The sequence below is a fragment of the Pseudomonas sp. BYT-1 genome, from assembly GCF_023611805.1.
Taxonomy (GTDB): Bacteria; Pseudomonadota; Gammaproteobacteria; order Pseudomonadales; family Pseudomonadaceae; genus Aquipseudomonas; species Aquipseudomonas guariconensis.
This window is the reverse complement of the sequence record NZ_CP072559.1, coordinates 806,652-826,250: the sequence shown is the minus strand read 5'-3', so window position 1 is coordinate 826,250 and position 19,599 is coordinate 806,652. Positions and strand designations below refer to the sequence as shown.

20 protein-coding genes are annotated in these 19,599 nt (G+C 62.7%); 10 read left to right on the top strand and 10 right to left on the bottom strand.

Annotated features, from left to right (window positions below):
* The first annotated feature begins 217 nt into the window (after window positions 1-217).
* From mksB to mksF, 3 genes are read left to right on the top strand one after another with little or no spacing between them, the layout of a single operon-like run.
* A complete protein-coding gene (gene mksB / locus J5X93_RS03725; protein ID WP_043208486.1) occupies window positions 218-1,495 on the top strand; it encodes an Mks condensin complex protein MksB in 1,278 nt (425 codons plus the stop codon).
* Window positions 1,485-2,192, top strand: a complete 708-nt coding sequence (mksE, locus tag J5X93_RS03720) for an Mks condensin complex protein MksE (protein ID WP_043208483.1) — start codon at window positions 1,485-1,487, stop codon at window positions 2,190-2,192. The genes mksB and mksE overlap by 11 nt, the downstream gene beginning before the upstream one ends.
* Entirely contained in the window at window positions 2,189-5,020 is a 2,832-nt protein-coding gene (mksF, locus tag J5X93_RS03715; protein WP_043208481.1) for an Mks condensin complex protein MksF, read from the top strand. Before mksE ends, mksF begins: the two co-directional genes overlap by 4 nt.
* A gap of 129 nt (window positions 5,021-5,149) precedes the next feature.
* Here the strand turns inward: mksF and J5X93_RS03710 are convergent, their stop codons facing one another.
* The 5 genes from J5X93_RS03710 to rplU form a co-directional block, all read right to left on the bottom strand.
* Window positions 5,150-5,605, bottom strand: coding sequence for a CreA family protein (locus J5X93_RS03710; protein ID WP_043208479.1), 456 nt, complete (start codon window positions 5,603-5,605; stop codon window positions 5,150-5,152).
* An 11-nt stretch (window positions 5,606-5,616) separates the two neighbouring features.
* The gene (gene proB, locus J5X93_RS03705) at window positions 5,617-6,735 is read right to left on the bottom strand and encodes a glutamate 5-kinase (RefSeq protein ID WP_043208477.1); all 1,119 of its coding nucleotides are present in this window, start codon (window positions 6,733-6,735) and stop codon (window positions 5,617-5,619) included.
* An 87-nt stretch (window positions 6,736-6,822) separates the two neighbouring features.
* Window positions 6,823-8,046, bottom strand: coding sequence for an Obg family GTPase CgtA (gene cgtA, locus J5X93_RS03700; RefSeq protein ID WP_250034443.1), 1,224 nt, complete (start codon window positions 8,044-8,046; stop codon window positions 6,823-6,825).
* A gap of 188 nt (window positions 8,047-8,234) precedes the next feature.
* The gene (rpmA, locus tag J5X93_RS03695; RefSeq protein ID WP_043208473.1) at window positions 8,235-8,492 is read right to left on the bottom strand and encodes a 50S ribosomal protein L27; all 258 of its coding nucleotides are present in this window, start codon (window positions 8,490-8,492) and stop codon (window positions 8,235-8,237) included.
* 37 nt (window positions 8,493-8,529) lie between these two features.
* A complete protein-coding gene (gene rplU / locus J5X93_RS03690) occupies window positions 8,530-8,844 on the bottom strand; it encodes a 50S ribosomal protein L21 (RefSeq protein ID WP_003247466.1) in 315 nt (104 codons plus the stop codon).
* Between the two features lie 246 nt (window positions 8,845-9,090).
* Here rplU and J5X93_RS03685 point away from each other — a divergent pair, with 246 nt between their 5' ends.
* The 3 genes from J5X93_RS03685 to J5X93_RS03675 all read left to right on the top strand — a co-directional run bounded on the left by J5X93_RS03685 (window position 9,091) and on the right by J5X93_RS03675 (window position 10,949).
* On the top strand, window positions 9,091-10,059 hold the full coding sequence (locus J5X93_RS03685) for a polyprenyl synthetase family protein (RefSeq protein ID WP_043208470.1): 969 nt from the start codon (window positions 9,091-9,093) through the stop codon (window positions 10,057-10,059).
* 160 nt (window positions 10,060-10,219) lie between these two features.
* Window positions 10,220-10,561: a zinc ribbon domain-containing protein YjdM gene (locus J5X93_RS03680; protein ID WP_043208469.1), complete on the top strand. Its 342-nt coding sequence runs from the start codon at window positions 10,220-10,222 to the stop codon at window positions 10,559-10,561.
* Window positions 10,562-10,703: 142 nt separating this feature from the next.
* Window positions 10,704-10,949 (top strand): PA4570 family protein, encoded by a 246-nt coding sequence (locus J5X93_RS03675; protein WP_043208467.1) that lies wholly within the window; start codon window positions 10,704-10,706, stop codon window positions 10,947-10,949.
* A 96-nt stretch (window positions 10,950-11,045) separates the two neighbouring features.
* On the opposite strand, the gene bamJ is transcribed toward J5X93_RS03675, so the two are convergent.
* The 5 genes from bamJ to J5X93_RS03650 all read right to left on the bottom strand — a co-directional run bounded on the left by bamJ (window position 11,046) and on the right by J5X93_RS03650 (window position 15,792).
* Window positions 11,046-11,663, bottom strand: coding sequence for a BamJ family beta-barrel-assembly machinery protein (bamJ, locus tag J5X93_RS03670; RefSeq protein WP_043208464.1), 618 nt, complete (start codon window positions 11,661-11,663; stop codon window positions 11,046-11,048).
* A gap of 93 nt (window positions 11,664-11,756) precedes the next feature.
* Complete coding sequence (locus tag J5X93_RS03665; protein WP_043208462.1) at window positions 11,757-12,062, bottom strand: DUF6482 family protein; 306 nt, start codon at window positions 12,060-12,062, stop codon at window positions 11,757-11,759.
* A gap of 138 nt (window positions 12,063-12,200) precedes the next feature.
* The gene (locus tag J5X93_RS03660; protein WP_043208460.1) at window positions 12,201-12,689 is read right to left on the bottom strand and encodes a TIGR00645 family protein; all 489 of its coding nucleotides are present in this window, start codon (window positions 12,687-12,689) and stop codon (window positions 12,201-12,203) included.
* 163 nt (window positions 12,690-12,852) lie between these two features.
* Complete coding sequence (locus J5X93_RS03655) at window positions 12,853-13,191, bottom strand: PA4575 family protein (protein ID WP_043208458.1); 339 nt, start codon at window positions 13,189-13,191, stop codon at window positions 12,853-12,855.
* Between the two features lie 162 nt (window positions 13,192-13,353).
* A complete protein-coding gene (locus tag J5X93_RS03650) occupies window positions 13,354-15,792 on the bottom strand; it encodes a Lon protease family protein (RefSeq protein ID WP_043208454.1) in 2,439 nt (812 codons plus the stop codon).
* A 263-nt stretch (window positions 15,793-16,055) separates the two neighbouring features.
* Between J5X93_RS03650 and J5X93_RS03645 the strand changes: the two genes are divergently transcribed.
* The 4 genes from J5X93_RS03645 to J5X93_RS03630 all read left to right on the top strand — a co-directional run bounded on the left by J5X93_RS03645 (window position 16,056) and on the right by J5X93_RS03630 (window position 19,540).
* A complete protein-coding gene (locus J5X93_RS03645) occupies window positions 16,056-16,544 on the top strand; it encodes a DUF3015 domain-containing protein (protein WP_043208451.1) in 489 nt (162 codons plus the stop codon).
* Window positions 16,545-16,624: 80 nt separating this feature from the next.
* On the top strand, window positions 16,625-18,478 hold the full coding sequence (locus J5X93_RS03640) for an Lnb N-terminal periplasmic domain-containing protein (RefSeq protein WP_250034441.1): 1,854 nt from the start codon (window positions 16,625-16,627) through the stop codon (window positions 18,476-18,478).
* Between the two features lie 141 nt (window positions 18,479-18,619).
* Window positions 18,620-18,976 carry a hypothetical protein gene (locus J5X93_RS03635; protein WP_043208447.1) on the top strand — a complete coding sequence of 119 codons (357 nt, stop codon included), beginning with the start codon at window positions 18,620-18,622 and terminating at the stop codon, window positions 18,974-18,976.
* 66 nt (window positions 18,977-19,042) lie between these two features.
* Window positions 19,043-19,540 carry a GreA/GreB family elongation factor gene (locus J5X93_RS03630; protein WP_250034439.1) on the top strand — a complete coding sequence of 166 codons (498 nt, stop codon included), beginning with the start codon at window positions 19,043-19,045 and terminating at the stop codon, window positions 19,538-19,540.
* The last annotated feature ends 59 nt before the right edge of the window (window positions 19,541-19,599 follow it).

Genomic DNA, 19,599 nt, shown 5'->3' with positions numbered 1-19,599 from the left:
TTGTTTGCTTCCCCATCCGCAGGCAAACCCGCGTCCACGGATACAGCGGTGTTGCTGAGCGTACCACTGGACCAGGCGAGAGCGGGCTTGCCCGCGAAGAGGCCAGGCAATTCCCTGCAAGGCTTGGGGCCATCCCGATTACAGACCAAGGGGTGAAATCCTCCCCCCCGGATGCAGTACAATCGCCCCTTTTATTTGGCAACGAGTCGACCCGCCAATGATCGAACCCAAGCGCGTCCTGCGCGCCCTAGCCGAACACTGGGCCCTGATCGAGCCGCTGTGCGAGCGTTTCGACCAGGGCACCCTGAGCCTGGTCGAACTGCGCCAGCAGCTTGCCCGGCAGCAGGTGGAAAGTACGCCGCAGGACATCACCCAGCTGCTGGACGTATGGATACGCCTGGATATCCTGGTGCCGGTGGCCAAGAGCCCGAACCGCTTCGAGCTCAACGCCCAGATCCACGACTTCCTCGCCTACCTGCGCCGCGAGCACCGCCTGGGCCTGTGCCTTGAGATCGAGGCCTACCTGCGCCACCTGGAGCGCCTGGCCGGGCACATCCAGGACGCCTTCGACAACCGCGACAGCGACGACCTGGCGCGCCAACTGCGCCTGCTCGACATGCGCGTGCGCGATGTCCTCAAGAAACTCGACAACGACGAGCAGGCGCTGGTCGCCGTGGCCGAACGGGCCAAGACCAGCAACCGCCAGATTCCCCTGCGCCAACGTTACGCCGAAGTCCTGGCGACTTGGGACGAATACGTCGAGCCGATGATCCAACTGGTCAATGCCGACGGCGCTTTCGAACAAGGCGTGCGCAAGGTCGAAACCGTGCTGCTGCGCCTGCTGGGCGAGCAGGCGCGCCTGGGCCATCTGGTCGACGACGACATGTTGCTGCGCACCCATGCGCGCATCCTCGAGATGCAGACCAGCGCCCAGCTCACCCTGCGCCATGCCCGTGAGCTGCTGCTGCCGCTGCGCGAAGAAGCGCGCCGGCACAACGCGGTCACCCGTGGCGCGGCCCTGGCCCTCTCGGTGATCCGACGCAAAGGCATCGATGCGGTGCCGCATGCGGCCATGCCGATGTTCACCCGCCCGCAGAGCACGTTCCTCGGCAGCGCCAGCCAGGTCGAGGCCTATGTGTATGCCTTGGCCCGCTTCGAGCCCAAGCCGGCGCGCTTCCCCAAGGCGCACAAGAGCCAGAAGGGCCCGCTGCCCCGCGCTCCGCGCACGGTCAAGGAAATGCTCGAGCGCTGCGAGGACGCCTTGCCCCTGCCGGATCTGATGGTCTGGCTGCTCGAGCAGGAGCCCGAAGGCGCCACCGACGAATTGCTGTACTGGTTCTCGCGCCTGTCGCGGGAGAAGCGCTTTAGCCGCGAACGCCTGGACCGCCGCGAGTACACCACCCGCGAGCACCTGGTCAGCCTGCGCTCCTTCGCCCTGACCTCCAGCCGCGAAACCACGCCTGAATCCAACGCGAGCCCAGCCAATGCATCTTGATCTTTCCGAACTGTCCCAGCTCGCCCCCATCTTCCGCGAGCTGTTCAAAGGTTTTCACATCAGCCGCCGCGACCCTGAGCTGTATGCCCAGTTGTCGAACTTCCAGGACCAGTACCGCACCCTGTTCAAGGCCCTGGGCTTCGAACTGGTGTGCGATACCCGCGGGTTCTACTACTTCGTCCCCGAGCAGGCCGCCGCGCAGGTCAACAAGACCGCCCAGCGATTGTCGCTGTTCACCTTCATCCTGGTCGAGCACCTGGCCGACCAGGGCCGCGATCCAATGGCCGTGCTTGACGGCGGCAGCATTGGCCGCGATGAGCTGCCTTCGCTGCTGGAAAAGTACCGCGACCTGTTCATCCAGGCCGAAGTGCAGACCGTCGACGAGCTGGAAGAAAAGATCCTGCGCCGCATGACCCAGCTGGGTTTTGCCCACGAGGAAGGCGGCATCTACCGCTTCCTGCCGCCGATGCACCGCTTCCTGGATGTGTGCCTGTCGGTCCAGCAGGACCGGGATCTGGCTGCCAGTCTGCACAGCGACCTGCCGTTGCCAACGCCGGTACTGGTCGAAGAAGAAAGCCCGGAAGAACTCAACCGCACCGACGATCCGCTCGACCTGTCGCCGTTCGACAGCGAGGAGAGCGAGGAAGAAGCCCTCGCCCGAGCCATCCGCGAAGAGCAACAGGAGATTGACGCATGAGCCAGGAACGCTACGGTATTCGCCGCTTCGCACTGCTCAACACCGCCGGCTACAGCCTGGGACTGTTCCCTCTGGAGCAGCCGCTGTCGGTCTATGGTGCCAACAACCTCGGTAAATCCGCCTCGATCAACGCCCTGCAGTTCCCGATCCTGGCGCGCATGTCCGACATGAGCTTCGGCAAGTACAGCCTGGAGCAGTCGCGCCGGTTCTACTTCGCCAGCGACACCAGCTATATCCTCTGCGAGCTGAACCTGCCCCACGGCCCCCACGTGATCGGTGTGGTCGGCCGCGGCCCAGGGGGTGGTTTCGGCCACCAGTTCTTTGCCTACCAGGGACAGCTGGACCTGGCGCACTACCAGAAGAACGACACCTGCCTGCGCCAGAAGGAGCTGTTCACCAACCTCGAGCAGCACGGCCTGAAGGCCTACGAACTCAAGCCCGACGAACTGCGCCGACTGCTGGTCGGCGGTCATACGTCGGTGCCGCTGGACCTGACCCTGATCCCGCTGCGCTCGACCAGCGAACAGAGCCTGAAGACCTTCCGCTCGCTGTTCATCAACCTGCTGCACATGCGCGAGATCACCGCAGCCAAGCTCAAGCAGCTGTTCCTCGATGCCTTCGAGCACAGCCTGCGCTCGGGCAGCGTCGATTACATCGCCGCCTGCGAGGAAGCCTTCCGCGACGTGCGCCGCATGGAGCAGGACTACAATGCCCTGGTCGCCGCAGGCCCGCTGGTCGAGGCCCTGGCCGGCGGCGTGGCCCAGCGCGACATCCTGCGCGGCAAGCTGCACCGCCTCTCGCCCCTGCTCGACAACCTGCTGGGCACCTGGCAGGAATACGCCATGGCGCGCAAGGAAGAACTGGTCATCCAGGCCGAGCACTACCGCAGCGAACAGGACCGCCTGCAGAACGACCAACGCGGCGGTACCCAGGAGCTGATGCGACTGGAGCGCGAGATCACCGGCATCCAGCGCTGGCTTGGCGAGCTGTCGGTACTCAAGCATCGCTTCGCCTTGGTCGAAGATGCCAAGGTCCTGGAGCAGCAACTGCTGGCCGCCAAGGATGCCCACGACGAATTGGCCGGCGCCCTGGCCCAGTCGCGTCAGTTCTCCGCCGAGGACCTCGACGAGCGCGTGCGCGATCTGGAAAAACGCCTAAAGCAGGTCAAGCAGCAGCTCGATCACGCCGACAACAACAGCTACGCCCGCCTGCGCGAGGAGTTTTCCCAGCAGGATGTCGACCGCCTGATGCGCCTGTTCAACGGTGCGCTGTTCAGCCTGCCGCTGGGCGATCGGGGCATCGAGCTGGACGACAGCGATGTTTGGGTCAAGACCCTCGAAGCAGTGCTCGACAGCTTCAAGGGCGAGCGCTTCGAGGCGCCTGGCCTGTCCATCGACCTTTCGCACATCGACCCGCCGGCCCTGCAGGCCCTGGCCGACCGCGCCGCCTTGCGCGACCAGAAGGAGCGCCTGGAAAAAGAACTCAAGCAGCTCAAGACCCAGCAGGCAGTCGCCGCCGACCGCAACGCGAGCAAGGCCCAGACCGAGGCCCTGTACCAACAGGTGCTCGACGCCCAGAAGGCCCTGGAAGACTTCCGCCGCAGCGAAACCCTGAGCGCCGAAGAACCCGAGAAGATGGAGCAACTGGCGCAACTGGAAGCCGCCCAGGACGAGCTCAAGCGCTCCAGCGACGCCTTCACCGAACGCGTCCAGCAATTGTCGGCCAAGCTGCAACTGGTCGGCCGGCAGATCGCCGACCTCGAAGCCAAGCAACGCACCCTCGACGACGCCCTGCGCCGCCGCCAGCTGCTGCCGGCCGACCTGCCGTTCGGCACGCCGTTCATGGAAGCGGTCGACGACTCCATGGACAACCTGCTGCCACTGCTCAACGACTACCAGGACAGCTGGCAGGCGCTGCAGCGGGTGGACAACCAGATCGAGGCGCTGTACGCCCAGGTGCGCCTCAAGGGCGTGGCCAAGTTCGACAGCGAAGACGACATGGAACGCCGCCTGCAGCTGCTGATCAATGCCTACTCGCACCGCACCGAAGAGGCCCTGACCCTGGCCAAGGCCCGTCGCGCGGCGGTCACCGACATCGCCCGGACTCTGCGCAACATTCGCAGTGACTACGACAGCCTCGAGCACCAACTGGCGCTGTTCAACCGCGAGATCAACCGGCGCCAGGTGTCCAATCTGGAGAGCTTCCGCGTGGTCCTGGCACCGAACAAGGAAGCGCTCAAGCACATCGACCAGATCATCCACAGCGCCGGCCAGTACGAAGAAGGCGAGACCCTGTCGGTGTTCGACCTGACCCAGAGCGCCGAGCAGGATCACAAGAACGAAGAGGCCAAGGAGTACCTGGCGCGGCTGGTGGCGGCTAACCACAACCAGCTGGGCCTGAAGGACCTGTTCGAGCTGGCCTTCGAGATCACCAAGATCAACAGCCAGCCGGTGATCCACGCCGACATCGATGGCGCCGCGTCCAACGGCACCACCATGACCATCAAGGCGCTGACCAATATGTACCTGCTGCTGCACTTGATGGATCGCGATCTGGCCGGGCGCATCCGCCTGCCCTACTACCTCGACGAGGCGGCGGACATCGACGAACGCAACCAGGCAGCGCTGCTGGAAACCAGCCAGCAGCTAGGCTTCGTGCCGATTCTGGCGAGCGTGAAGCCGCAGGTGTCGGCGCGGGTCGCGATTGACCTGGAAGGGGGTAGCGGACCGAACGGCATCTACATCGACGAAGCGGACTGGAAGTTCATCAGCCGTATCGATGAAGTGAAGGCGATCGTGCGTGAGGATGTGGCCGAGGAACTGGCCTGAGTCGGTGGACTGGGGCCGCTTTTGCGGCCCTTCGCAGGCTAGCGCCAGCGCCTGCATGCTTTAAGTCTGGCGTGACTCCCTTGCAGCGTAGGATGGGGCCAAAGCCCCCTCCCGACGGTCAACCAGGTATCACTGCGCCCACGGCAGGATGGGAATTGCCGTTACCGCATTTTGCGGGCTGCCTTCGATCATCCGGTCGCTGTACACCAGGTACACCAGCGTGTTGCGCTTCTTGTCCAGAAAGCGCACCACCTGCATGGTCTTGAACACCAGCGAGGTGCGCTCCTTGAATACTTCCTCGCCGTCCTTGAGCTCACCCTTGAAGTTGATCGGACCGACCTGACGGCAGGCGATCGACGCCTCTGCGCGGTCTTCGGCCAGACCCAGCCCACCTTTCACACCGCCCGTCTTGGCCCGCGACAGGTAGCAAGTCACACCCTCGACCTTCGGATCGTCGAACGCCTCGACCACAATGCGGTCGTTCGGCCCGAGGAACTTGAACACAGTGGATACCTGGCCGATTTCATCGGCTGGGGCCAGCACCGGCAGCGCCAAGGCCGCCAGGGCAATCATCTTTTTCAGCATGCCCCGCCTCCTCAGACCAGCACCAGGTTGTCGCGGTGCACCAGCTCCGGTTCGGCGCTGTAGCCCAGCAGGCTCTCGATGGCATCGGAAGGCTGGCCGATGATCTTCTGCGCCTCCAGGGCGCTGTAATTGGCCAGGCCACGGGCCACTTCACGGCCATCAGGCCCTACGCAGACCACCATTTCGCCACGACGGAAGCTGCCCTGCACGGTCTTCACGCCAACCGGCAGCAGGCTCTTGTTCGATTCGCGCAAGGCCTTCACGGCGCCGTCGTCCAGCACCAAGGTCCCGCGGGTTTGCAGATGGCCGGCCAGCCACTGCTTGCGTGCGGCGAGCATGCCGCGCTCGGGCGACAGCAGAGTTCCCAAGCGCTCGCCAGCCTTCAAGCGATCCAGGACACGCTCGATGCGGCCACCGATGATGATGGTATGGGCGCCGGAACGGGCAGCCAGGCGCGCGGCGCGCAGTTTGGTCTGCATACCGCCGCGACCGAGCGCCCCCCCGGTACCGCCAGCAACGGCATCGAGCGACGGATCATCGGCGCGAGCCTCATAGATCAACTGCGCCTGCGGGTTGTTGCGTGGGTCGGCGTCGAACATGCCGTCGCGGTCGGTGAGGATCACCAGCAGATCGGCTTCCACCAGGTTGGCCACCAAGGCGGCCAGGGTGTCGTTGTCACCGAAACGAATCTCGTCGGTGACCACGGTGTCGTTCTCGTTGATCACCGGGACCACACCCAGATCGACGAGAGTACGCAGGGTGCTGCGCGCATTGAGGTAACGCTTGCGGTCGGAAAGGTCATCATGGGTCAGAAGAATCTGCGCGGTGTGTTTGCCGTGCTCGCCGAAGCTCGACTCCCATGCCTGCACCAGGCGCATCTGGCCAATGGAAGCGGCGGCTTGCAGCTCGTTCATCGCGCTCGGTCGCGAGGTCCAGCCCAGCTGGCTCATGCCCGCTGCCACGGCCCCGGAGGAGACCAGCACCAATTCCACACCTGCTTCCCGCAGTGCGACCATCTGCTCGACCCAGACAGCCATGGCGCCGCGGTCGAGGCCTTTGCCATCCGCCGTCAGCAGGGCGCTGCCGATCTTCACGACCCAGCGCTTGGCGCCTGTCACCTTGCTTCGCATCTTCTCTTCCAACCTATGTCGAATCTGTAGATACCGTAGATACAAAAACGCCGCTCGTTTGAGCGGCGTTTAGTGTACTGCAACCGATCAGTCGCGCACGTAAATGATTTCCGGACCGTCTTCGTCGTCCTCGAAATCATCCCAGTCATCGTCGTCGCCGATGTCGTGCACGCTCTTGACGCCGGTGCGGCGCAGAGTACGCGCGTCATCCAGCGCCTGCAGCTGGGCACGGGCTTCATCTTCGATACGCTGATCGAGCTCGGCCAGCTCTTCGGCGTAGGCCGGGTCGTTGGCCAGGCGGTCGGCGCGGTCTTCCAGGTAACGCATCAGGTCATGGCTGAGCTGTTCGGTGCCCTGCTTGGCAATGGCCGAAATCACATAGACCGGACCATCCCAGTTCAAGCGCTCGACGACTTCCTTGACGCGCTCTTCGCGCTCATCGTCCATGATCATGTCGGCCTTGTTCAGCACCAGCCAACGCTCACGATCGACCAAAGCCGGGCTGAACTGCGCCAGCTCGTTGAGGATGATTTCAGCGGCATCGGCCGGGCTGCTGCCGTCCAGCGGCGCCAGGTCGACCAGGTGCAACAGCACACGGGTGCGCGCCAGGTGCTTGAGGAAGCGGATACCCAGGCCGGCGCCATCGGAAGCACCTTCGATCAGGCCCGGGATGTCGGCGATGACGAAACTCTTCCAGCGGTCGACGCTGACCACACCCAGGTTCGGCACCAGGGTGGTGAACGGGTAGTCGGCAACCTTCGGCTTGGCTGCGGAAACCGCACGGATGAAGGTGCTCTTGCCCGCATTCGGCAAGCCCAGCAGACCGACGTCGGCCAGGACCTTGAGCTCCATCTTCAGGTCGCGCTGCTCACCCGGTTTGCCTGGCGTGGTCTGACGCGGCGCGCGGTTAGTGCTGGACTTGAAACGGGTGTTGCCAAGGCCGTGCCAGCCGCCCTGGGCGACCATCAGCTTCTGCCCCGGCGCGACCAGATCACCGATCACCTCCTGGGTCGAGGCGTCGATCACGGTGGTGCCGACCGGCACGCGCAGGAACAGGTCTTCACCTTTCTTGCCGGTGCAGTCGGTGCTGCCACCGTTCTGACCACGCTGGGCTTCGTGATGACGGGTGTAGCGGTAGTCGACCAAGGTGTTGAGGTTCTCATCGGCAACCATGTACACCGAGCCGCCGTCGCCACCATCACCACCGTTGGGGCCACCGTTCTCGATGAACTTCTCGCGGCGGAAGCTCATGCAACCATTGCCGCCGTCACCGGCCTTGACCCGGATCGATACTTCGTCAACAAACTTCATAAAAACCGCCTCTCGTCTTCCGACGAGCTGAATGACTCAATTACATGAGGCTCTTGCAAAAATGAGCGCGGCGGCCCCGTACGACCGTAGAAACCCACGCCGGCAGCCCATACAAACAGCTTTGCAAGAGGCTCACCACAAACGAAAAAGCCCCGTCGCATGACGGGGCTTCTCCAGCGACAGCGCGATTAGGCCGCGACGACGCTTACGTAACGACGACCGAACTCGCCTTTCTTCTCGAACTTGATCACGCCTTCGATCTTGGCGAACAGGGTGTGATCCTTGCCCATACCAACGCCGTAGCCGGCGTGGAATTCGGTGCCGCGCTGGCGGACGATGATGTTGCCTGGCTTGATAACCTGGCCACCATACATCTTCACGCCAAGGCGTTTCGATTCTGAGTCGCGACCGTTACGAGTACTACCACCAGCCTTTTTGTGTGCCATGGTTCAATTCTCCAATAAATTCAGGGGATCGGGGCGATTAAGCCTGGATACCGGTGATTTTGATTTCGGTGAACCACTGGCGGTGGCCCATGCGCTTCATGTGGTGCTTACGACGACGGAACTTGATGATGCGAACCTTGTCGTGACGGCCTTGCGAAACGACTTCGGCCACAACCTTGGCACCTGCGACGACTGGAGCGCCGATGGTGACTTCTTCGCCGTTGGCGACCAGCAGAACGCGATCGAAGGTCACGGATTCGCCAGTAGCGACTTCCAGCTTCTCGATCTTGAGGAATTCACCTTCAGCGACTTTGTACTGCTTGCCGCCGGTAACGATTACTGCGTAAGACATTGGGTATTTCTCCGATAATCCTGCTCACCCAGCGCTTTATATGATGAGTATTGGCTGGCATGGCTGCACTGGGCTGGAACGGCCCGGTGCAATTGCGTAAGGCAGGTGCTGCCCAGGAAGTTAGGGTGCGCGATTGTACGCAACCCAATAAATGCTTGCAAGTGGCGGCCAGGGGCCACGGGCACCGCGCCTTGACACACCGGGACCCGCGACCTAGCATGCCGCGCAACCTCAATGGAGCAGCCGATGCAACCCCAAACCTTCTACCGCGCGGTAGCTGACGATTTCAGCGCCGTCGACGAGATCATCAAGAAGCAGCTGACCTCGCGCGTGCCGCTGGTATCGAAGATCGGCGACTATATCACGTCCGCTGGCGGCAAGCGCCTGCGCCCATTGCTGGTGCTGCTGTGCGGCAAGGCCCTGGGTCGTGAAGGCGACGACCTGCGCTTGCTCGCGGCGACCATCGAGTTCCTGCACACCGCCACCTTGCTGCACGATGACGTGGTCGACATGTCCGGTATGCGCCGTGGCCGCTCCACCGCCAACGCCCTGTGGGGCAACGCCCCGAGCGTGCTGGTCGGCGACTTCCTTTATTCGCGCTCGTTCGAGATGATGGTCGAGCTGGGCTCGATGCCGGTCATGCAGATCCTCTCCAAGGCCACCCGGGTGATCGCCGAGGGCGAGGTGCTGCAACTGTCGCGAGTTCGCGATGCCAGCACCACCGAAGAGGTCTACATGGATGTCATCCGCGGCAAGACCGCGATGCTGTTCGAGGCCTCCACTCACAGCGCCGCTGCACTGGCCGGCGCCAGCGACGAGCAGCGCGAAGCCCTGCGCACCTTCGGTGACCATCTGGGCGTGGCCTTCCAGCTGGTCGACGACCTGCTGGATTACAAAGGCGACTCGCAGACCCTGGGCAAGAACGTCGGCGACGACCTGGCCGAGGGCAAGCCAACCCTGCCGCTGATCTACACCATGCGCGAAGGCACCGCCGAACAGGCCGCCCTGGTACGCCAGGCGATCCAGAAGGGCGGTATCGAGGACTTGGAGCAGATCCGCATCGCCGTGGAAGCCTCCGGCGCCTTGGACTATACCGCCCAGCTCGCCCGGGACTACGTCAAGCGCGCCATCGAATGCCTGGAAGTGCTGCCAGCCAGCGAATACCGTGACGCACTGATCGAACTGAGCGAGTTTGCGGTAGCCCGAACCCACTAAGATCGCATCGCCCTCATTCGCGGGTAACTCCGCCCCACAGATTGCGCCGCGTCTGTGGGAGCGGGGTTACCCGCGAATGCGTTTGCACAGGCAAAACACACTATCCGATCAAAACCTTATACAATGTGGGCCTTAATCCCGCTTGTCTTGAGGAACCCCTGTGAGCACTTTGCCACCTTGCCCCAAATGCAACTCCGAATACACCTATGAGGATGGCACTCAGCTGATCTGCCCCGAATGCGCCCACGAATGGTCGGCCAATGGCGAAGCCGAAGCCGCCAGCGACGACGTGGTGAAAAAGGATTCGGTCGGCAATGTCCTGCAGGACGGCGACACCGTCACGGTCATCAAGGACCTCAAGGTCAAAGGATCTTCTCTGGTGGTGAAGGTCGGCACCAAGGTCAAGAATATCCGCCTGTGCGATGGCGACCACGATATCGACTGCAAGATCGACGGCATCGGCGCCATGAAGCTGAAGTCCGAGTTCGTACGCAAGGTCTGACCCCGCACCGGGGCCGCCACCCGGGCGGCCCCTCAGGTCTGCGACAAGTCCCTACCCCGCCCGGAAGAAAACTTCCAATAGGGTCTTGCTATTCTGATAATAAGAATTATTCTCATTGGAACCCATTCCAAGGAGAACAGCCATGACCTATCTGATCGATGCCTGGCTCGACCGGCCTCACCCCTACCTGCGCATTCTGCATCGCGAAACAGGCGAAGTCTGTGCCGTGCTCGAGCAAGACGCGCTCGATGAGCTGCGCGACCAGGGCGACCTGGACCTCAATGGCCTGAATTCAAGCGAGCCGGGAGTGCTCAAGGAGTTGGTGCGAAATCTGTTTCTGTATTGCTATGCACGGGCATTGCGCCCCGGGGGAACAGAGTGGAACTGATGCCACAGGCTTGGCCAACTCCCGCACGCGCTGAATGCACGGCACCTGCGGGAGCGGGCTTGCCCGCGACTGGGCCGCAATGCGGCCCCGACGGCATTACAGAACGTCGAGCAGCTCGACGTCGAACACCAGTACGCTGTGCGGCGGGATGCTGCCGACGCCCTGGGCGCCATAGGCCAGCTCGCTCGGCACGTACAGACGCCATTTGCTGCCGGCATTCATCAGTTGCAGCGCCTCGGTCCAGCCCGCGATGACACCACCGACCGGGAATTCGGCCGGCTGGCCACGATCGTAGGAGCTGTCGAACACAGTGCCGTCGATCAGGGTGCCGTGATAGTGGGTACGCACGTTGTCTTCGCGAGTCGGCTTGGCGCCTTCGCCTGCGGTCAGGACTTCGTACTGCAGGCCCGACGCCAGGGTGACGATGCCGTCACGCTTGGCATTCTCGACCAGGAACTGCTTGCCAGCGGCAGCAGCAGCTTCGGCCTTGGCAGCCGCTTCGGCTTGCATCACTTCACGGATGACCTTGAAGCTGGCCGACAGGTCGGCTTCGCTGACTCGGCTCTCGGCACCGTTGAACGCATCGGTCAGGCCAGCCAGGATGGCTTCCAGGCTCACGCCTGGCGGTGGGTTGTCACGCAGTTGGCCGCCCAGCTGACGGCCAATGCCATAGCTGACGCGCGTTTCGTCGGTGCTCAGGTTCAGTTCGGACATTTCACTCTCCGCTTGAGGGCGAAGGAAATCCGCCCTGCATGAAAAAGGGCGAGAAGCCTAGCACACAGCGGCGCAGTGATTCAGCTATCAGGGCTACCAGGCCGAACGCTGGGAGATCGGCACTTTCAAGTCCTCCTCCGGGTGCGAACCCATTCCGCACATTTCGTCCTGGACCGACCAGTGCACCAGGTTCATCGACAACATCGGCAGAGCGTTGAGCAGTTGCCGCGCATCCTCCACCGAATGCACCCGCAACCGTTCGCCACGACCATCTGCCAGTGGGTGGGCATGGCCCTGGATCCGGGCCTCGAGCAGATAATCACCGCCTTCGATGGCGATCAGATTGAGTTCCTCGACATGGCCAGCCCTGGCTTCGACATTGAGCTGATGCAGGTTCATGAGAGCACCTCACAAGTGGGAACCACGCATGACTGCTCATTTTTTGTACACCCGTTGAAAAATCACAAGCCATGAGCGCAACCGCCCGTCCGTTTGGCAACGGACGGGCGGCGGCTAGATGCTCGGCAACAGCGTCGATCAGTGCTTGGTGAGCTTGTCCAGGTAACCCATGACGAACGCCGAGACCACGAAGGTCATGTGGATGATCACATACCACATCAGATAGTCGGTGGAGATGTTCTGGGCATCCATGAATACCCGCAGCAGATGGATCGAGGAGATCGCCACGATGGAGGCCGCGACTTTCATCTTCAGCGAAGAAGAATCCATCTTGCCCAGCCAGTTGAGCTTCTCCTTGTTGTCGTCGATATCCAACTGCGAGACGAAGTTTTCGTAGCCAGAGATCATCACCATCACCAGCAGGCCTCCGACCAGCGACATGTCGATCAGCGACAGGATCACCAGAATCAGGTCGGCCTCGCTCAGCGCGAAGACATTGGGCAGGACGTGGATGACTTCCTGGAAGAACTTCAGCGCCAGGGCCAGCAGGCCCAGGGACAGGCCGAAATAGATCGGAGCGAGCAGCCAGCGCGAGGCATACATCGCATTTTCAAGGATACGTTCCATGGGGAGATAGAGACTCGTCAGATGGCGAAAAAGCGAGCGCGAGTATAGCTACCCCTCCGGGACAGCAAAAGCCTGGAGCCCAGAGCGTCGCGGGTTAACCGCCTCCACCGGTGGAGGCGGCGCCCCATGCTCCAGGCAGCCGAACGCAACGACTGCCGAGCAATCAGGTCTCGGGATGGAACTGATAATCCCCCAGGTTGCGACAGCGCTCGCCATTGATCCGCCGCAACTGCGCTTGCAGGTGCAGGCACCAGATCTGCGGGTCATCAGCGACCTGATAACCATGCAAGGTCAGGCTGTCGACAATGGCATTGAGCACCGACTCGGCGACCAGTGGACCATGGAATGGTCCTTGAGCCTTGATGGCCGAAGGTTGCTCTCCCTCCATCCCGGCAGCGAAGAGCAAGGTCCACATCCCGGTGTCGCCGGCCAGCGGACGGATACTGCATTCGATACGCGTCACCAGGCCCAGGCACTGGCGGGTGAGGCTGAGGTTGCGCATGGCGGCGTCCCCTCTGTGAAGCCTTGTTCAGCCCGAAAACTTCAGGCTGTTTCCATCCTGAACGCTGATGCCGTCCTAAGTTCCAGCATAGAAGACCTACAAAAAAAGATGGAAAACCGGCGCTGAACGGTAGCCATTTGCCTCCAGCGCCGGTTTATTGACTCAAGCGGGATTCGCTTGGGCCACGACCTCCTCCATGCGCTCTTTCTCGGCTTCCTTGATGTCTTCCTCGCTGATCATCTCGGCAATCACACGCAAGCGCTCGACCACCCGCGCATTGACGCTGCCTTCAGGGAATTGGCCCTTCTCGTCAGGTGCCCCGGCCTCCTCGCCCACCAGTAGGCTCAGGGCCTCGTCGGCCTGGCTGACGGCATAGACGTGGAACCGTCCGGCCTCGACCGCCTGAACCACCCGCTCATCGAGCATCAGCGTAGCGACGTTGGCGCGCGGAATGATCACGCCTTGCTCACCGGTCAGCCCGCGTGCCTCACAGAGACGGAAGAAGCCTTCGATCTTCTCGTTGACCCCTCCCACCGCCTGCACTTCACCGAACTGGTTGATCGAACCGGTGATGGCGAAGCACTGCTTGAGCGGGGTGCGGGACAAGGCCGAGATCAAGGTACAGACTTCGCCGAGCGATGCGCTGTCCCCGTCCACATATCCATAGGACTGCTCCAGCGCGATGCTCGCCGAGATCGCCAGCGGGAACTCCTGGGCATAGCGGCTCCCCAGATAACCGGTGAGGATCATCACGCCTTTGGAGTGAATCGGCTGGCCTAGGTTGACCTCACGTTCGATATCGACGATGCCGCTGCCGCCCGGGTAGACAGTCGCGGAGATCCGCGCCGGCATGCCGAACGCCGAATCCCCGACCTCGAGCACGGTCAGGCCGTTGCACTTGCCGATGGCGGCACCCTCGGTGTCGATCAGGATGATGCCGGCGAGCATGTCGTCGAGCACTCGCTGCGACACTCGCCCGGTGCGTGTGGCCTTGGCCTTGAGGGCGCGTTCGATGTGCCCGGCATCGGTCATGTCCTCGCTGGCCAACTGACGGATGAAGTCCGCCTCACTGACCAACTGGAACAGGTCACCGATACGCGCCGACAGGCGCGACTGGTTCTCTGCAAGACGGGCGCTGTAGGTGGCCAGCCGGGCCACGGCATCGCTGGTCAGCGGGGCCATGCCTTCCTCGTTGGTGCGGGTGCGCAGCAACTGGGCGAACTGCTCGAGGTTCTCGTCGACCATCGGCATGTCTTCGTCAAAGTCCACCAGCACCCGGAACATCTCCTGGAAGTCCGAGTCGTGGTCCTGCAGCGCGTAGTACAGCTGGCGAGAACCGATGATGACCAATTTGATGGTGAGCGGGATCATCTGCGGCGTGAGGGTCACGCTGGCGACCCGCCCCAGTTCGCCCAGCGGCGATTCCATCTTCAGCTTGCGCGATTGCAGGGCGCGCTTGAGGGCGTCCCAGACGAACGGCTCGCCGAGCATCTTCTCCGCTTCGAGGATCAGGAAGCCACCATTGGCCCGGTGCAGCGCACCCGGGCGCAGCTGGCGATAGGAGGTGTAGAGCGCGCCCTGGTCGGTGCTGTACTCGATTCGGCCGAACAGGTTGTCGTAGGTCGGGTGCGGCTCGAACACCATCGGCGCTCCGCCGCTGACGTGATGACCGACCACCAGGCTCGGGGCGTATTGCTCCTCGAGCATCTTGCGCGCCACGGCATCGGTCTTGCTGTCGTCGACCAGTTGCTCCACCACGGTACGCAGCAGGTTCAGTTGCATGGACTGCAGGTAGGCGCAGACGGCCGCATTCTCTGCGTATTTTTCAGACAGCGGCGCCAGCAGTGGCTGAAGGGCCAGGGTGATGGTTTCTTCATTGAGTTGACGCAACTGGTTGTTCGATTCGCGCTTCCACTGAGGCAGGCTGGCCAGCTCCTCGTTGAGACGCTCCTCGAGTGCGGCGATGTCCTCGTGGAACTGCTCGCGCACCTCCTCGGGCAGTTGAGCGAACTCGGCCTCGTCCAGGGCCTTGCCATCGGCCATGGGCGTGAAGGCGACGTTGCTGGCGTCGCGATACAGGGCCACGTCCTTTTCCAAAGACGCCCGCTCGATCACATCCAGGGCACGGTCGTAGCGCTGGTTGAAGGCCCGGTCGATCGCGCCTTTCTTCTGTTGGTAGGACGGATGCTCGAACACTGCCGGGAACGTGGCCAGCAGGTTGTCGATCAGGCCGTTCATGTCGGTGATGAATTCGTTGGCGCTGCCAGCCGGCAGCTCCAGTGCCCGTGGCTCGCGGGTGTCGTCGAAGTTGTTGACGTAGACCCAGTCAGACGGCGTCTGCTGGCGTTTGCCCTCAGCCTTGAGGTAACGCTTGACGAACGAGAAGCGGCCGGTGCCCGGCTCGCCCATGACATACACGTTGTAGCCTGGGCGCGGCATGGCCACGCCGAACTGCAGGGCCTCTACGGCACGCTCCTGGCCCAGGACCCCTCGAAACGGCTCCAGATCGTCGGTGGTGGAAAAGGCAAACTGCTCAGCGGAGAAACGCCGGGTCAGGGCTTCGGGCGCGAGACGCAGGCGCGAGGCGACAGAATCGGGCATGGGGTTTCCTTACTTCGGCGGGGCGGATGAAAGGCATTCTGGCGCTGCCCGCGCGCTGCTTGCAAGGCTTGGCGGGACTTTATGTCGCAGCCCAGCCAATGCGAATGCGCAAGCAATTTTTCGCAATAAATAACGCAACCTTTGGATCGTGCCTAAACTCCAACCTGCGCGGGTGGGCGTATTTGCTTTCCCGACCTGGCAACCGCGTTGCCAGAACCCTGACCATTGGTACGTCTACTGAAACCGAAAAAGAGAACAAAGCTATGAAACGGATTCTTCTGGGTACTCTGTTCGCCGCTGTTTCGATCAATGCCATGGCGGAAGCGCCGGGCGGCCCGAACTGCGGCTGGGGCAACTTGCTGTTCGAGGGCCAGCGCGGTACACCGGCCCACTTCCTGGCTTCCACCACCAACGGCACTTCCGGCAACGCGACCTTCGGCATGACCTCTGGTACCAACGGCTGCTCGACCAAGGCAGCGCTCACTTATGGCGGCAAGTCCTGGTTCGCCATGAACGGCATGATGAACGAGCTCTCCGAGGACATGGCCCAGGGCCAGGGCGAAGCCCTGACCACCTATGCCGTGGTTCTTGGTGTGGCACCTGAAGACCGCGCGCACTTCGCCGCTGTCACCCACCAGCACTTCAGTGAAATCTTCAGCAGCGCCGACGTCACTGCCGAGACCGTGCACAGCAACACGCTCGCTGTTCTCAAGAGCGATCCACGCCTGGCCAAATACGCCACCGAGGCTTGAGGCCTGCCCTTTCCCGCCCCGGTTTCGGGGCGGGTTCGGTCACTTTTACCTTCGGCATCATCCAGACGTAGTTGCCCGATATGCTCAAACGCCTCGCTTCCCTGGCGCTGGTCGCCAGTGCTCCACTTCATGCCGCACCACAGCTGGATCAGGCGCGAGTCCAACAACTGGCCTCGACCCCTTACTGGATTGCCCTGGGCCACTACGAGACGGCCAAGCTCGGTGGCTGGCGCAGCTATGTGGACGATGACGCGTTCTTCCTGGCCCCCGATGGCGCCCATCATCCCGATCAGGAGCTCGAGGCCACGGTCCAAGCGCTGTATGCCCCGGCCAGCCTGGGTGACAAACATGCCCAATGCGTCTTCCCTGCGCGCACCCGCTGGCTGCGTGAGCAACTGCAGCTCACGGACTTGCCTCAACCGAACTGCCAGGAATTCGCCACCTGGTACAAATCCATCGACCCGCACAGCGCCGTGCTGGTGTTTCCGGCGGCCTACCTGAACAGCCCTTCGTCGATGTTCGGCCATACCTTGCTGCGCATCGACCAGTCCAATACCCGCAGCGACGACACCACGCTGCTGAGCTACGCGATCAACTTCGGTGCTTATATCGAAGGCAGCGACAACAGCATTCTCTATGCCTGGAAGGGGCTGATGGGCGGTTATCCCGGCCTGTTCGCCCTGATGCCCTACCAGGAAAAACTCTCCGAGTACCGCAGCCTGGAAAATCGCGACCTGTGGGAATACCAGCTGGACCTGACACCCGAAGAGACCGGACGCATGGTCGAACATGTGTGGGAACTCAAGCAGATCCAGTTCGATTACTTCTTCTTCGATGAGAACTGCTCCTACCGCCTGCTGGAGTTGTTGCAGGTGGCCCGCCCCAGCCTGGACCTCACCTCGCAGTTCCCGCTGACCGCCATCCCCACCGACACGGTCAAGGCGGTCAAGCAGTCCGGGTTGGTCGCCAGCGTCCATTACCGCCCCTCCCGCGAGCGTGAACTGCTGGCCCGCGCCGAATCACTGGATCACGACGAAAAGCAGCAGGTGCTGGCCGTCAGTGCCGATACCGCAGAACTAAAGGCTCCCGCCTTCACCGCCCTGCCCCGCGAACGCCAGGCCCTCGTGCAGGACGCCGCCTACCGATTGGAGCGTTACCGCGCCAATGGCCAGGTCCGCGACCCGGCCCAGGCCCGGCGCAGCTTCGAACTGTTGCAGGCGATCAACCGCAACCCGCCACCGCCACTGGCAATCGAGCGGCCGGGCTTGCCCGAGGACGGTCATCAGTCACGCACCTGGCAACTGGGCGTCGGCACCCGCGACGACCGCGCCTACGCCGAATACGGCCTGCGCATGGCCTACCATGACCTCAACGACAATGCCTACGGTTTCCCGCTGGGCGCGCAGATCGAGATCCTGCAGCTCAAGCTGCGCCAGTACGAAAACAACGACTGGCAGGTGCAACGCCTGGACCTTGCGACCATCCGTTCCCTGACACCACGCAACGAACTGCTCCAGCCCTGGTCCTGGCAGGTAGCGGGAGGGCTCGAGCGGGTGCCGGGCAAGCATGATGACGAGGTCCTGGTCAGTCATGTCAACGGTGGCGCCGGTGCCACCTGGCAGCTGGCCGACGGCCTCTTGGGCTTCGCCCTGGGCACCGCGCGGATCGAGCACCACAACGACTTTGCCCAGTTCATCGCCCCGGCGGCAGGTTTCAACGGCGGGCTGTTGTGGCGCAACGGCCTGGGCAATCTGACCCTGGAAGCCAAGGGCGACTACTTCACCATTGGCGAGGTACGCCGTACGCTGAGCCTCAACCAGCAGTGGGAAATCAGCCAAAACCTCGGGTTGCGGTTAAGTGCCAGCCGCCAGTTCAGCCAGCTGGCGACGGCGCAGAACGAGGTGATGCTGGAGTTGAAGTGGTACCACTACTGAGTCGCCCCTGTCCTTGTTAGCGGGTTTACCCGCTGACACCTCAGCAAACAGGAACGCTGTGCGAGTCATTGACACGGTTTTGACGCCCCACCGACAAATCGCCGCCTAGACTTTCCCGTATCGGTCAGAGGGTATGTGGTCATGCGTTGGTGTGGGGTCGGGTTGTGGATAACGTTGTCGCTCACCGGCTGCCAGTCAGCCCACCAGCACATGATCGACCAGGGCTATCCGCCCGCCTATGCCGATGGTTTCGAGGACGGCTGTAGCAGCGGTCGCCAGGCAGCCGGGCTGATGGTCGGGGGCTTTCGCAAAAACGTGGCGCGGTACCTGCACGAGCGCCAGTACGAAACCGGTTGGGACGACGGTTTTCGCCAGTGCAATGCAATGCAGTCCAACGAAGATCTACGCCAGTATCGCGAACGCTATTGGGATGAGCGCGACCGGCAATGGCAGCAGGAAAAAGACCGCGACGCCGCGCGCGCCTATCGCCGCCAATGAGTCGCAAACGGACAACCGTTGAAACCCGCACGCTGCCACCATGGTCTCCTGCACAAGGAGGCTTTCATGAGTCGAGCATTTGTCAACGAGGATCAGGCCGCTGCCCAGGCCAGCCAACCGGTGGAGCGACGGGTCAGCGACCAGCCCAACTACGTCACCGCCAGCGGGCTCGCCCAGCTGCAGCAGCGTGTGGCCGAGCTCAACGCACTGCGCAACGAGCTCATGGCCCAGGGCGAGCGCGCCGACAAGCAGCGCCTGGCCGACAGTGAACGGGATTTACGGTATTTCTCTGCGCGGGTGCAAAGCGCCCAAGTCGTGCCTGCTGCCCATTCCACCGAAATAGTGCAGATTGGCAGCCGGGTGACCTTCGTCGACGAAAATGACCAGCAACACACCGTGCAACTGGTGGGGGAAGACCAGGCCGACGCTACGCGTGGCCTGGTCAACTGGGGCTCACCGTTGGGCCGTGCGCTGCTGGGTGCGGGGCCCGGGGATGAAGTGCTGTGGCGACGACCGGCAGGGGATCAGTCGATCGAGGTCGTCAGCATCGAAGGCGAGCCCTGAAACAGCGTACTCCCTTTTCTCGGGCGACCCGCTCCTACAAGCTGAATCCTTGTCGGAGC

Bases quoted from the DNA above. Each gene is read 5' to 3' on its own strand.
- J5X93_RS03640 (WP_250034441.1), top strand. From the start codon at position 16,625: ATGCTCAAACGCCTCGCTTCCCTGGCGCTGGTCGCCAGTGCTCCACTT.
- mksB (WP_043208486.1), top strand. From the start codon at position 218: ATGATCGAACCCAAGCGCGTCCTGCGCGCCCTAGCCGAACACTGGGCC.
- bamJ (WP_043208464.1), bottom strand. From the start codon at position 11,663: ATGTCCGAACTGAACCTGAGCACCGACGAAACGCGCGTCAGCTATGGC.
- J5X93_RS03635 (WP_043208447.1), top strand. From the start codon at position 18,620: ATGCGTTGGTGTGGGGTCGGGTTGTGGATAACGTTGTCGCTCACCGGC.
- cgtA (WP_250034443.1), bottom strand. From the start codon at position 8,046: ATGAAGTTTGTTGACGAAGTATCGATCCGGGTCAAGGCCGGTGACGGC.
- rpmA (WP_043208473.1), bottom strand. From the start codon at position 8,492: ATGGCACACAAAAAGGCTGGTGGTAGTACTCGTAACGGTCGCGACTCA.
- J5X93_RS03655 (WP_043208458.1), bottom strand. From the start codon at position 13,191: ATGCGCAACCTCAGCCTCACCCGCCAGTGCCTGGGCCTGGTGACGCGT.
- J5X93_RS03650 (WP_043208454.1), bottom strand. From the start codon at position 15,792: ATGCCCGATTCTGTCGCCTCGCGCCTGCGTCTCGCGCCCGAAGCCCTG.
- J5X93_RS03675 (WP_043208467.1), top strand. From the start codon at position 10,704: ATGACCTATCTGATCGATGCCTGGCTCGACCGGCCTCACCCCTACCTG.
- mksE (WP_043208483.1), top strand. From the start codon at position 1,485: ATGCATCTTGATCTTTCCGAACTGTCCCAGCTCGCCCCCATCTTCCGC.
- J5X93_RS03660 (WP_043208460.1), bottom strand. From the start codon at position 12,689: ATGGAACGTATCCTTGAAAATGCGATGTATGCCTCGCGCTGGCTGCTC.
- J5X93_RS03645 (WP_043208451.1), top strand. From the start codon at position 16,056: ATGAAACGGATTCTTCTGGGTACTCTGTTCGCCGCTGTTTCGATCAAT.
- J5X93_RS03685 (WP_043208470.1), top strand. From the start codon at position 9,091: ATGCAACCCCAAACCTTCTACCGCGCGGTAGCTGACGATTTCAGCGCC.
- J5X93_RS03665 (WP_043208462.1), bottom strand. From the start codon at position 12,062: ATGAACCTGCATCAGCTCAATGTCGAAGCCAGGGCTGGCCATGTCGAG.
- J5X93_RS03710 (WP_043208479.1), bottom strand. From the start codon at position 5,605: ATGCTGAAAAAGATGATTGCCCTGGCGGCCTTGGCGCTGCCGGTGCTG.
- J5X93_RS03630 (WP_250034439.1), top strand. From the start codon at position 19,043: ATGAGTCGAGCATTTGTCAACGAGGATCAGGCCGCTGCCCAGGCCAGC.
- rplU (WP_003247466.1), bottom strand. From the start codon at position 8,844: ATGTCTTACGCAGTAATCGTTACCGGCGGCAAGCAGTACAAAGTCGCT.
- mksF (WP_043208481.1), top strand. From the start codon at position 2,189: ATGAGCCAGGAACGCTACGGTATTCGCCGCTTCGCACTGCTCAACACC.
- proB (WP_043208477.1), bottom strand. From the start codon at position 6,735: ATGCGAAGCAAGGTGACAGGCGCCAAGCGCTGGGTCGTGAAGATCGGC.